Here is a 12792-nt window from a genome sequence, read left to right on the forward strand (position 1 = left end):
GCCTCGCGGCTTCAGTTCAGTTGCGGCTTGTCGTCCGGAGACTGGTCCTTGGCGAGCGCCACCTCGGTGACCGCCACCAGCAGCGCCGCGCGGGTCTTCAGGTCGGGCGCCTCCAGCAGGGCCTGCTTCTCGCGTACACCCCAGGGCGACATCATGCACAGGGCATTGACCAGCGCCTCGGTGGGCGCGCGGCGGATGCCGTCCCAGTCGGCCTCCATGTTGTTGGCGTCGAGGAACTCCTGCAGCGCCTTCAACAGGCCGTCGCGGTCGACCGCATCCTCGCCCACGCGCGGCTCGAAATCGCCGGCATAGGGCTGGAAATCGACCTTGGCCTGGCGATAGGCGGTGATCGCTTCGAGTTCGCCCGCGATCCGGAAACGCGCGATGCCGGTCAGGCTCAGCATGTAGCGGCCATCGCCGGTCTCGGCGATCTGCGTGACGCGCCCGGCGCAGCCGACCTCGGAGAGGGTCGGCCGCTTGGCATCCTCGTCCGCCGGGATCGGCTGCACCATGCCGATGATCCGGTGTCCGGCGGTGAAGGCGTCGTCGATCATGGCGAGATAGCGCGGCTCGAAGATATTCAGCGGCAATTGTCCCCGCGGCAGCAGCAGGGCTCCCGGCAAGGGGAAGACCGGGATCACCTCGGGAAGGTCGGCCGGCCCGCGATAGACAGTGTTCATCGCCATGGCTGGGGCTCCGCGAAGACGCATGGGGTACTCATCCGAATGTAGGGCCGAGGCCGGCAATTGCCAGTGCCATCCGGCGGGGTGCCGGCCGGCGCGCTCAGCTGTTAGGGCATTCGTCCGCGTGGTGGAAGCGGCGAATGCCCCGCCGCGTCGGCTGCCGCCGGCGCGACGCGCGGAAACCGGCGACCCGGGTCCTAGCGGGCGCTCGCGTGGTATTCGGCATTCGGCCGCATGTCGGTGCCGGCCGCAACCCGGTTCGACATGTTGAAGAAGCCGGCGATCGCGGCGATATCCCAGATGTCGCGGGCGGTGAAGCCGGCGTGGCGCAAACCTTCGCGGTCCTCTTCCTCGACAGCCCAGGGCGTCTCGGTCAGCTTCACCGCGAAGTCGAGCATGGCGCGCTGGCGCTGATCGAGCCGGGCGGCGCGGTAGTTCATCACCATCTGCTCGCCGAGCACCGGATCGCCGGAGAGCTGGCGCACCGCGGCGCCGTGGGCGACCAGGCAGTAGTAGCAGCGGTTCACCGCCGAGACCGCCACCGCGATCATCTCGCGCTCGAGCTTGGTCAGGCCGGAGGGCGCCAGCATGAGGTCGTTATACATGGCCGCGAAGGCCTTGAGCTTGGCGAGATCATGGGAATAGGCCAGCAGCACGTTGGGCACATAGCCGATCTTGTCGCGGCATTTCTGGAAATAGGCTTCCATGTCGGCGTCGAGCACCGAACCGGGCAGATCGAGCGCAATCGGCGCCTCGACCGCGGTGGCTGTGGTTGCGTCCATGTCCCTCTCCCGTTCGTCTGGTCGATCCGCGACGATCAAGTCTTGATCCGGTCACAGCCTCGTAGCATGACCCCGCCGGGCGCTGGTAGCGGACGAAATTGTCTTTACGGCGGTCCGGTCGCGTGGTCATGCTGACCCCCGGCACCGAACAAAAGCAACTGGCGCCGCGATGGAGCACAGCATGACGAACCGGACCGAGGATGCGAGCGGAACCGCAGGCATCATCGAACAGGCAACGATCATCCTGCGCGGGACCCTCGGCGACATTCCGGAAAGCTACGTGGCCGATCTGTTCGGCCGCGCCGCCCCCGAAGACCTGATCGCCTATGATGCGCGCGACCTGGCGAGCCTGGCGGCGGCGAGCTACGCCGCACTGTCGAACCGGCTGTCCGGGCAAAGCGCCATCCGCCTCGACGATCCGGTCGCGCCGTCGCCGGGCTCGCAGGTCGGCATGATCACCGTGGTCGAGGTGGTCAACGACAACATGCCGTTCCTGGTCGATTCGGTGATGGGCGTGCTGGCCGAGCAGGGCGTCGACATCCGCCTGGTCGCGCATCCGATCGTCACGGTCGAGCGTGAGCCGTCGGGGCCGCTGACCGCCTATCGCGGCCTCGAACATGCCGATGCGCCGGCGCTGCGCGAAAGCATCATCCACATCCACGTGGTCAGGGTCGCCGACGAGACGCGCCGCGCCGCGCTGATCGCCGAGCTGGAGGCCACCCTCGCCGACGTACGCATCTGCGTCGCCGACTGGAAGCCGATGATCACCCGGGTCGACGCCGTCATCGACGACCTGAAGAACAATCCGGTCCTGCCGGTCACCGAAATGGCCGAAGGCATCCAGTTCCTGGAATGGCTGGCGGCCAATAATTTCACCTTCCTGGGCCTGCGCGACTATTCCTATGTCGGTGGCGTCGCCGAGGGCCAGATGGAGCCGGAATTCACCTCCGGTCTCGGCATCCTGCGCGACGAGAACGTCCGCATCCTGCGCCGCGGCACCGAGCTGGTGACCATGACGCAGGAACTGCGCGAATTCCTGATGCAGCCGGTGCCGCTGATCATCACCAAGGCCAATGTACGCTCGCGCGTCCATCGCCGTATCCACATGGACTATATCGGCGTCAAGCGTTTCGACCGGAGCGGTGAGCTGGTCGGCGAGGTGCGCATGGTCGGGCTGTTCACCTCGACCGTCTATACCCGCTCTGCCAAGACCATTCCCTATCTCCGGCGCAAGGTCGACCGCGTGCTGACGCGCGGTGGCTTCGATCCCGACAGCCATTCCGGCAAGGCGCTGGTCAATGTGCTGGAGAGCTATCCGCGCGACGAGCTGTTCCAGATCGACGACGCCACGCTGTTCGCCCATGCCATGGCGGTGCTGCAGCTCGACGAACGGCCGCGGGTGCGCGTGCTGGCGCGCACCGACCGCTTCGACCGTTTCGTCTCGATCCTGGTCTATGTGCCGCGCGACCGCTACGACACCGCCGCCCGCATGGCGATCGGCCAATATCTCGCCGCGGTGTTCAAGGGGCGGGTATCGGCCTATTACCCCTATTATCCCGACGGCTCGCTGACGCGCGTGCATTTCATCATCGGCCGCGACGAGGGCACGACCCCGCAAGTCGACCGGGCAACCCTCGAGGCGGCGGTCTCGCGCATCGTCAGGACCTGGGGCGACGGGCTTGGCCAAGCGCTCGGCCTGGTCCATGATCCCCTGAAAGCCGGCGTCCTGGTCGGTCGCTACCGCGACGCCTTCTCGGCGGCCTATCGCGAGGCGGTCTCGCCGGAGACCGCGATCGGCGACATCCGCATCCTGGAGGGCCTGTCCGACCAGCGGCCTCTGGCGATCGACTTCTACCGCTCCGTGCCGACCGACAAGACCGAGGCCGGGCTGAAGGTGTTCGCCCACGCCAAGCCGATCCCGCTGTCGGAACGCGTGCCGATCCTCGAAGCCATGGGTTTCGCCGTGGTCGACGAGCGCACCTACGAAGTGATGCCGGCCGGCGGCGGCGCTTCCCAGATCATCTGGCTGCACGACATGTCGCTGACCCGGCCGGGTGGGGCGCCGATCGATCTCGAAGCGCTCGACGAAAAGCTGGGCGCGGCCCTGATGGCGGTCATGCGCGGCGAGGCCGAAAGCGACGGCTTCAACGCGCTGACGCTGGAGGCGGCCCTCGGCTGGCGCGACGTGGCGCTGATCCGCACGCTGGCGCGCATGCTGTGGCAAATCCGCGTGCCGTTCAGCCAGGACTATCTCTGGACGACGCTGCGCAAGCATGCCGGCGTCACCAAGGGGGTGGTGCTGATGTTCCACCTGCGCTTCGATCCGCGGCTCAGCCTGTCGATCGAAGAACGCCACGCCAAGCAGCTCGACATCATCGCGCGGCTCGAAGAGGCGCTCGGCCACGTCACCTCGCTCGACGAAGACCGCATCCTGCGGGCCTTCATCAACCTGGTCCAGGCGGCGATCCGCACCAATTTCTACCAGATAGGCGAGGACGGCCGCGTCAGGCCGACGATCGCGATCAAATTCGAATCGAAGAAGATCGACGGACTGCCGGCGCCCAAGCCGCTCTACGAGATCTTCGTCTATTCGCCGCGGGTCGAGGGCATCCACCTGCGCTTCGGCAAGGTGGCGCGCGGCGGCCTGCGCTGGTCGGACCGGCCGCAGGATTTCCGCACCGAGGTGCTCGGCCTGGTCAAGGCGCAGCAGGTGAAGAACGCCGTCATCGTGCCGGTTGGTGCCAAGGGCGGCTTCGTACCGAAGCGGCTGCCGCCGGTGACCCAGCGCGACGCCTGGCTCGCCGAAGGCACCGAGGCCTATCGCATCTTCGTGCGCACGCTGTTGCAGCTGACCGACAATATCGAGGCGTCCGGCATCGTGCCGCCGGCCGATACCGTGCGCCATGACGGCGACGACCCCTATCTGGTGGTTGCCGCCGACAAGGGCACGGCGACCTTTTCGGATACCGCCAACGCGCTGTCGGCCGAGAAGGGCCACTGGCTGGGCGACGCCTTCGCGTCCGGCGGCAGCCAGGGCTACGACCACAAGAAGATGGCGATCACCGCGCGCGGCGCCTGGGAGGCGGTGAAGCGCCATTTCCGCGAAACCGGCGTCGATATCGGGGTGACGCCGTTCACGGTGGCCGGCGTCGGCGACATGTCGGGCGACGTGTTCGGCAACGGCATGCTGCTCGAAAAGACCATCAAGCTCGTCGCGGCCTTCGATCACCGCGACATCTTCCTGGATCCGGAGCCGGACCCGGCCAAGGCCTGGGCCGAACGCAAGCGCCTGTTCGACCTGCCGCGCTCGTCCTGGGCCGATTATGACAAGGGCCTGATCTCGGAGGGCGGCGGCGTGTTCCCGCGCGCGGCCAAGTCGATCCAGCTCTCGGCCCATGTCCAGGTCATGCTCGGCCTCACCAAGCCGGAGGCGACGCCGCAGGAGGTGATGAACGCCATCCTGAGGATGCAGGTCGACCTCCTGTGGTTCGGCGGCATCGGCACCTATGTCCGCGGCACGGCCGAGACCGACGACCAGGTCGGCGATCGCGCCAACGATGCCATCCGCATCACTGGCATGGACATCCGCGCCAAGGTGGTCGGCGAAGGCGCCAATCTGGGCATGACCCAGAAGGCCCGCATCGAGGCGGGCCGCCGCGGCGTGCGCCTCAACACCGACGCGATCGACAATTCGGCGGGCGTCAATACCTCCGACGTCGAGGTCAATATCAAGATCGCCCTGACCAGGCCGGAGGCTGACGGCCGGCTGAGCCAGGACGACCGCAATCACCTGCTCGCCGAGATGACCGACGAGGTCGGCCACCTCGTGCTGCGCAACAATTACCTGCAGACGCTGGCGCTGTCGCTGGCGCAGAAGCGCGGGCTCGGCGATCTCGGCTTCCAGCAGCGGCTGATGCAGAGCCTGGAGACCCGGGGCAAGCTCGACCGCGCGGTCGAATATCTGCCCGACGAGGCGGAGCTCGCGGAGCGCCGCCGCCGCGGTGATCCGCTGACGCGGCCCGAGATCGCGGTGCTGATCGCCTATGCCAAGCTCTCGCTTTATGACGAGCTCCTGGCGTCGAACGTGCCCGACGATCCCTATCTGGCGCGCGAGCTGATCCGCTATTTCCCGCGGCCGATCCAGGAGCGTTTCCCGGATGCCATCGACGCCCACCGGCTGCGCCGCGAGATCATCGCGACCGGCCTGTCCAACTCGATGATCAACCGCGGCGGCCCGACCTTCGTGGTCCGGCTCGCCGACCAGACCGGCGCCGACGTCTCGACCATCGCCTCGGCCTTCGCCGCGGTGCGCGACGCCTATGGCATGACGGCGCTCAACACCGAGCTCGACGGTCTCGACAACCGGATCGCCGGCAGCCTGCAGCTCGACCTCTACGCGGCGATCCAGGACCTGCTGATCGACCGGGTCGTCTGGTTCATCCGCAATGTCGACCTGTCCAAGGGGCTGGCCGACGTCATCGCCCATCACCGGGCGGGGATCGAGGCGGTGGCGGCCAGCCTCGACACGGCCCTGCCTCCGGATGCCGCGGCGGCACGCGCCGCACGGACCGCCGAACTGCAGACCGCCGGCGTGCCGGATCCGCTGGCCGGTGTCCTGGCGAGCCTCGACCACCTGGCGGCGGCCCCCGACATCGTTGCGGTCGCCGACCAGACCGGCCGGCCGGTCGCGGATGTGGCGGCGACCACCTTCGCCGCGGCCTCGGTGTTCCGGCTCGACGCGGTCAAGACCGCGGCACGCGCCATCACGGTCACCGACTATTTCGACCGGCTGGCGCTCGACCGGGCCCTTGACGGCATCGCCAATGCCGAACGGCGGATCGCCGCCGACATGGTCAATGGCGGCTCGACGACCGGCGAACAGGCGGTTGCCGCCTGGATGGCGGTCAACGGCACGCGTGCCGAGCGTATCCGCACGGCCGTGTCGGAAATCGCCAGCTCGGGGCTGACCGTGTCCAAGGCCACGGTGGCGGCAAGCTTGCTCGGCGACCTCGTGCGCGGATGAGGTTGCGGGCGGAAGCCTGGTCCCGGCCGAAGGCCTGGACCATGACCCGACGTTTCGGCCTGCTGCTGCTGGCGGCCGCGCTGCTCGACGCGCGCGTGTCGCTGGCCCAGGTCGCCCGGCCCGAGGGCCAGGAGACCGGCCCGCATCGCGAGCAGGTCTGGCGCATCGGCCAGCCGGCCGATGACGGGCGCTCGATCGCGGCCATCGTGTTCCGGCCGCCGGGCGACCGGCCGGCGCCGCTCGTCGTGATGGCGCACCACACCTCGGCCGAAGCGGCCCGCAATGCCGAGCCCCGGCACGGCGTCTATCCCCATGCGGTCAACTGGTTCGTCGAGCGCGGCTATGTGGTCGCGGTGGTGCACCGGCGCGGCTATGGCCTGAGCGGCGGCGAACGGGCCGAGCGTTTCGCCTGCCGGCGGCCGAACCATATTGCCGGCGGCCGTGCCGACGCGGCCGATCTCGGCGCGGCGATCGACGCGCTGACCGGCCAGGCCTTCGTCCGCGGCACCGGCGTGATCGTGGTCGGCCAGTCCACTGGCGGCTGGGCGGCGCTGGCGCTGGCGGCCGAGAACCATCCGGCGGTGGCGGGCATCGTCAATTTCGCCGGCGGCCGGCTCGGCCGCTCTGGCGAGACTGGCGGCATCTGCGCCATCGACGAGCTGGTGCGCGACGCGGCCGTGCTGGGGCGCCGGGCGCGCACCCCGACGCTGTGGCTCTACAGCGACAACGACCGCTCGTTCCCCCCGGCGCTGGCGCGTCGCCTGCGGCAGGCCTTCGTCGAAGCCGGTGGCGTGGCTGAGTTCGTCGCAGTGCCGGCCTTCGCGCATGACGGCCACGCGCTGCTGCCGGACGCACGCGGCGTGCCGCTGTGGGAACCTGCCGTCGAAAGCTTCATTCTCAGGTTTCGGTGAGACGGCCCGAACGGCCGCTGCCGGCCGGGGCCTGCGCGCGAAAGCCGAACCGGCTCAGGCGGTCTTGTCGACGATGAGGCCGGTGCCCGGCGCGGGCGCCGCCTTGGCGCTGGTCGCGAGCAGATCGACGAGCTGCTGGTCGGCCTGCACCTGCTGGCGCACCATGGCGGTCTGGATACCCATCTGGGTCTTGTCCATGGACATGCCGACCATGGCCCCGACGATACTGTCAGTCGACATCAAGCGATCCTTCGCGATGAGACGCAAAGGAGTAGGCCTCAGGCCTTAACGAAGGCTTGGGGGCATCGCGAAAATCCGACCCTACCGGGTCGGAATCGGCCGCTCGCCGCGATAATCGTAAAAGCCGCGCTGGGTCTTCCGGCCGAGCCAGCCGGCTTCGACATATTTCACCAGCAGCGGGCAGGGCCGGTACTTGCTGTCGGCAAGGCCCTCGTAGAGCACCTGCATCACCGAGAGGCAGGTATCCAGGCCAATGAAATCGGCGAGTTGCAGCGGGCCCATCGGATGATTGGCGCCGAGCCGCATGCCGGTGTCGATGGCCTCGACCGATCCAACGCCTTCGTAAAGCGTGTAGATCGCCTCGTTGATCATCGGCAGCAGGATGCGGTTGACGATGAAGGCCGGAAAGTCCTCGGCGACCGCGATGGTCTTGCCGAGGCGGGCGACGAAGGCGCGCGAGGATTCGAACGTGTCGTCCTCGGTGGCGATGCCGCGGATCAGCTCGACGAGCTGCATCACCGGCACCGGGTTCATGAAGTGGATGCCGATGAAACGCTCGGGCCGGTCGGTGGTCGAGGCGAGCCGGGTGATCGAGATCGACGAGGTGTTGCTGGCCAGGATCGCATCGGCCCGCAGCATCGGGATCACCGACTGGAAGATCTTGATCTTGACCTGTTCGTTTTCGGTGGCGGCTTCGATGACCATGTCGCAGTCGCCGAAATCCTCCAGCCGCGGACCGGCGACGATCCGCGAGAGCGCATTGTGACGCTCCTCCTCGCTGATCAGGTTCTTCGACAGCTGCCGGCTCATATTGCCGTTGATGGTGGCGAGCCCCGACCTGATCCGGTCTTCCGACAGATCGTGCAGCACCACGTCGATGCCCGAGAGTGCCGCGACATGCGCGATCCCGTTGCCCATCTGGCCGGCGCCGATAACGCCGATCTTGCGAATGTCCATGGCTACACCCGGTGACCGACCCGCTCTCGAAGCGGGTAACGGTGCGAACAAAATCTTCTCCGCGACATATCTACGACGGTCTGCCGTGCGATGCCATCGGGATCATATTGACGGATCGGGCGGGTCCGCCGGCGCGGCGGCCCGCCCGATCCGTCATTTTGGTCTCACTTGCCGATGGCGGCGAGCTCTTTTTCGAGCTCGGGCAGCAGCGTGAAGAGATCGCCGACCAGTCCGTAGTCGGCCACCTGGAAGATCGGCGCCTCCTCGTCCTTGTTGATGGCGACGATGACCTTCGAGTCCTTCATGCCGGCGAGATGCTGGATCGCGCCGGAAATGCCGACCGCGATATAGAGATCGGGCGCGACCACCTTGCCGGTCTGGCCGACCTGCCAGTCGTTCGGGGCATAGCCGGCATCGACCGCGGCGCGCGAGGCGCCCATGGCCGCGCCGAGCTTGTCGGCGACCGGCTCGATTACCTTGGCGAAGGCTTCCTTCGAGCCGAGCGCGCGCCCGCCCGAAATGATGATCTTGGCGGCGCCGAGTTCGGGGCGGTCGGACTTGGAGAGTTCCTCGCCGACGAAGCTGGAGAGCGCCGGGTCGGACGAAGCCGCGCCGGTCTCGACCGCGGCCGCGCCGCCTTCGCCCGCCGCCTGGAACGAGGCGGTGCGCACGGTGATGACCTTGATCGCGTCGGTCGACTGCACGGTCTGCAGCGCGTTGCCGGCATAGATCGGCCGCTCGAACGTGTCGGGCGAGATCACCTTGACGATGTCGGAGATCTGCATGACGTCGAGCAGGGCGGCGACGCGCGGCAGGATGTTCTTGCCGTTCGAGGTCGAGGGCGCGACGATATTGGCATAAGCCGGCGCGAGCGAGACGATCAGGGCGGCGGTCGGCTCGGCCAGGAGATGGGCATAGGCCGGGCTGTCGACGACGATCACCTTGGCGACGCCGGCCAGCTTGGCCGCGGCCTGGCCGGCGGCGGCGCAGCCGGAGCCGGCGACCAGCACGGTGACCGGAGCGCCCAGCGCGACCGCGGCGGTCAGCGCCTTGGCGGTCGGATCCTTGATGACCGTGTTGTCGTGTTCCGCGAGGAGAAGGGTCGACATCAGAGCACCCCGGCTTCGTTCTTGAGTTTGCTGACGAGCTCGGCAACCGACGCCACCTTGACGCCGGCCTTGCGGCCGCCCGGCTCGACGGTCTTCAGCACCTTCAGGCGCGGCGCGACGTCGACGCCGTAGCTGTCGGGCGACTTCTCGTCGATCGGCTTCTTCTTGGCCTTCATGATGTTCGGCAGCGAGGCGTAGCGCGGCTCGTTCAGGCGAAGATCGGTGGTGACGATGGCGGGCACGTTGAGCTTGACGGTCTGCAGGCCGCCGTCGACCTCGCGGGTGACCGCGACGCTGTCGGGGCTCAGCTCGACCTTCGAGGCGAAGGTGCCCTGCGGCCAGCCGAGGAGTGCCGCCAGCATCTGGCCGGTCTGGTTGGCGTCGTCGTCGATCGCCTGCTTGCCGAGGATCACCAGGCCCGGCGCTTCTTCGCCGATCACGCCCTTGAGGATCTTGGCCACGGCCAGCGGCTCGACGGTCGCGTCGGTCTTCACGTGGATGCCGCGGTCGGCGCCCATGGCGAGGCCGGTGCGGATCGTCTCGGCGGCGCCCTGCGGCCCGATCGACACGATGACGATTTCGGTGGCGGCGCCCTTTTCCTTCAGGCGCAGCGCCTCTTCGACGGCAATTTCGTCGAAGGGGTTCATCGACATCTTCACATTGGCCAATTCGACCCCGGAGCCATCGGGCTTCACGCGGATCTTCACGTTGTAATCGACAACCCGTTTCACGGGTACAAGGATCTTCATCATGTCCCTCCCCGAAACGGGCGCAATTGCCGTTCGGATGATCGGTTTCTAGGCCTTTCGAGCCGGGCGGGCACCGTAGAAGCGGGTCCGCGGGGTGTCAACGAAACGGCCGGTTCCGCCCCATAGGGCGTTTGGATGATGCGATGCAACAGAAACAACGTCGCAGTGGCCAAGATCACGTGCGCGATCGCGTCAGAGATCCAGCGTGGCGATGACCGGCACGTGGTCGGACGGCTTGTCCCAGCCGCGCGTCTCCTTGGCGATCTGGAAACCGCGCATGCCAGCCGCGAGCGCCGGGCTGAGCCAGACATGGTCGAGCCGGCGGCCCTTGTTGGCGGCGGCCCAGTCGGCGGCGCGATAGCTCCACCACGTATAGAGCTTCTCCGGCTCCGGCGTCAGTTCGCGCATCATGTCGACCCAGCCGCCGGCCTTGGCCACCTCGGTCAGCCGCTGACGCTCGATCGGCGTGTGGGAAACCACGTTGCGCAGCTGCCGGGAGCTCCAGACGTCATGTTCGAACGGCGCGATGTTGAGGTCGCCGACCAGGATCGCCCTGGACGATCCGGCGCCGACGCGCAGCGCCTCCCAGGCCTCCATCTCGTCGAGAAAGCCGAGCTTATGGGCGAATTTCTCGTTGATCGCCGGATCCGGTTCGTCGCCGCCGGCGGGCACGTAGAAATTATGGATGCGGGTGCCCGCGGCCGGGCCGTCGGCGAGCGACACCGCGATGTGGCGGGCGTCCTGCTTGCCGAAGAAACCCTTCCGGTCGATGTCGGCGAGGCCGTAGCGCGACAGCACGGCGACGCCGTGATAGCCCTTCTGGCCGTGGATCGCGACATGGTCGAAGCCCATCTTCTTGACGTCGGCGAGCGGGAACTGGCCGTCCATGCATTTGGTTTCCTGCAGGCACAGCACGTCCGGCCGGAACGCTTCGACGAAGCGCGCGACGGTGTCGATGCGCAGGCGCACCGAATTGATGTTCCAGGTGGCGATCGTCAGCGGCATCAGGACCTCGAAGCGGAAGCGGCTGGACCATAGAGGCCGGGCCGCCCGGCGGGAAGCCGCCTTCGGCGGTCATGCACGGGCTTCTCGCCGCCCCGGCCGTTCGGTCCGGCTTGCGGCGCAGGATCATTCGTGGTCAGTCTCGATCGCTCAAAGCGTCGCCATCGAGAGCCTTGCCGTCATGCCGACATTGATGCGTTTCCTGACCATCATGGTCGTGCTCGGAGGCCTCACCTTCGCCGCCATGCTGGCCTTCGCCTATCTGGTCGATCCGGAGCCGCGCGACATGACCGTGACCATTCCGGCGAACCGCCTGCAGCCGCGCCGCTAGCATCGATGGCGCGCGGCTCCACCGAAATCGACCTGTTCCTGGACATGATGGCGGCCGAGCGCGGCGCCGCCGGCAATACGCTGGAGGCCTATCGCCGCGATCTCGACGACTATTCAGGCTTTCTCGGCACCGAGGGCGTCGGGCCGAAGGCGGCGACCACCGACATGATCCGCGGCTTCCTGGCCGATTGCGCCGGCCGGGGCCTGAAGACGGCGTCGGTCGCCCGCCGGCTCTCGGCGGTTCGCCAGCTTCACCGCTTTCTCTATGGCGAGGGCCTGACGACGGAGGATCCGGCAGCCGTGCTGGAGGGCCCCAAACGCGGCCGGCCCTTGCCCAAGGTGCTTCAGCTCGCCGAGGTCGATCGCCTGCTGGCGGTGGCCAAGGAGGGCATTGCCGACGCGACCCGGCCGGTCGGCGAACGGCTCCGGACGGCGCGCATGGCCTGCCTGCTCGAACTGCTCTACGCCAGCGGCCTGCGCGTTTCCGAGTTGATCGGCCTGCCGATCGGCGCGGCGCGGCGCGACCAGCGCTTCCTGGTGGTGCGCGGCAAGGGCAACAAGGAACGGGTGGTGCCGCTGAACCAGGCCGCCAAGGACGCCATGGCGGCCTATCTGGCGCTGCGCGAGGAGGCCGGCCTCGGTCCGTCGAAATGGCTGTTCCCGTCGTCGGGGGAAAGTGGCCATCTCACCCGGCAATATGTCGGACGGGAGTTGAAGCAGGTGGCCTCGGCCGCCGGCCTGCCGGTCGCCAAGGTCAGCCCGCATGTGCTGCGCCACGCCTTCGCCAGCCATCTCCTGCAGAACGGCGCCGATCTCCGCTCGGTGCAGCAATTGCTCGGGCACGCGGACATCGCGACGACACAAATCTATACCCATGTGCTCGACGAGCGCCTCGCCGGGCTCGTCCGCGACCTGCATCCGCTGGCCGAAGACGACTGACGGCAAGGGGCCAATCGTTCACGCCGTTGGCATGAGATGACTGTCTTCCCTTGACTTTCGACCCCCT

Annotated in this window: 11 protein-coding genes; 4 read left to right on the forward strand and 7 right to left on the reverse strand. The window is 67.8% G+C overall.

The annotated features are described in order from the left end of the window. Window positions 1-11 precede the first annotated feature (11 nt). Window positions 12-686, reverse strand: a complete 675-nt coding sequence (locus tag AC07WJ_RS02635) for an LON peptidase substrate-binding domain-containing protein (RefSeq protein WP_494932977.1) — start codon at window positions 684-686, stop codon at window positions 12-14. A gap of 194 nt (window positions 687-880) precedes the next feature. Continuing rightward, a complete protein-coding gene (locus tag AC07WJ_RS02640; RefSeq protein ID WP_494932978.1) occupies window positions 881-1465 on the reverse strand; it encodes a peroxidase-related enzyme in 585 nt (194 codons plus the stop codon). 181 nt (window positions 1466-1646) lie between these two features. Between AC07WJ_RS02640 and AC07WJ_RS02645 the strand changes: the two genes are divergently transcribed. Together AC07WJ_RS02645 and AC07WJ_RS02650 are read left to right on the forward strand one after the other, a co-directional pair. Further along, the gene (locus tag AC07WJ_RS02645; protein WP_494932979.1) at window positions 1647-6488 is read left to right on the forward strand and encodes an NAD-glutamate dehydrogenase; all 4842 of its coding nucleotides are present in this window, start codon (window positions 1647-1649) and stop codon (window positions 6486-6488) included. A 41-nt stretch (window positions 6489-6529) separates the two neighbouring features. After that, window positions 6530-7399 (forward strand): alpha/beta hydrolase family protein, encoded by an 870-nt coding sequence (locus tag AC07WJ_RS02650; protein ID WP_494932980.1) that lies wholly within the window; start codon window positions 6530-6532, stop codon window positions 7397-7399. A gap of 54 nt (window positions 7400-7453) precedes the next feature. Here the strand turns inward: AC07WJ_RS02650 and AC07WJ_RS02655 are convergent, their stop codons facing one another. From AC07WJ_RS02655 to xth, 5 genes are all read right to left on the reverse strand, one after another. Beyond that, on the reverse strand, window positions 7454-7639 hold the full coding sequence (locus AC07WJ_RS02655; protein ID WP_494932981.1) for a hypothetical protein: 186 nt from the start codon (window positions 7637-7639) through the stop codon (window positions 7454-7456). A gap of 81 nt (window positions 7640-7720) precedes the next feature. Continuing rightward, window positions 7721-8596: a 3-hydroxybutyryl-CoA dehydrogenase gene (locus AC07WJ_RS02660; protein WP_494932982.1), complete on the reverse strand. Its 876-nt coding sequence runs from the start codon at window positions 8594-8596 to the stop codon at window positions 7721-7723. A 164-nt stretch (window positions 8597-8760) separates the two neighbouring features. Further along, on the reverse strand, window positions 8761-9705 hold the full coding sequence (locus tag AC07WJ_RS02665) for an electron transfer flavoprotein subunit alpha/FixB family protein (protein ID WP_494932983.1): 945 nt from the start codon (window positions 9703-9705) through the stop codon (window positions 8761-8763). Continuing rightward, complete coding sequence (locus AC07WJ_RS02670) at window positions 9705-10454, reverse strand: electron transfer flavoprotein subunit beta/FixA family protein (protein WP_494933814.1); 750 nt, start codon at window positions 10452-10454, stop codon at window positions 9705-9707. Before AC07WJ_RS02670 ends, AC07WJ_RS02665 begins: the two co-directional genes overlap by 1 nt. Window positions 10455-10646: 192 nt before the next feature. Next, on the reverse strand, window positions 10647-11459 hold the full coding sequence (xth, locus tag AC07WJ_RS02675) for an exodeoxyribonuclease III (protein WP_494932984.1): 813 nt from the start codon (window positions 11457-11459) through the stop codon (window positions 10647-10649). A 178-nt stretch (window positions 11460-11637) separates the two neighbouring features. Here xth and AC07WJ_RS02680 point away from each other — a divergent pair, with 178 nt between their 5' ends. Both AC07WJ_RS02680 and AC07WJ_RS02685 read left to right on the forward strand, forming a co-directional pair. Next, entirely contained in the window at window positions 11638-11787 is a 150-nt protein-coding gene (locus AC07WJ_RS02680; RefSeq protein WP_494932985.1) for a histidine kinase, read from the forward strand. A 5-nt stretch (window positions 11788-11792) separates the two neighbouring features. Further along, the gene (locus AC07WJ_RS02685) at window positions 11793-12725 is read left to right on the forward strand and encodes a site-specific tyrosine recombinase XerD (protein WP_494932986.1); all 933 of its coding nucleotides are present in this window, start codon (window positions 11793-11795) and stop codon (window positions 12723-12725) included. The last annotated feature ends 67 nt before the right edge of the window (window positions 12726-12792 follow it).

The organism is Phreatobacter sp. GW821-FHT04C01, from assembly GCF_059420385.1.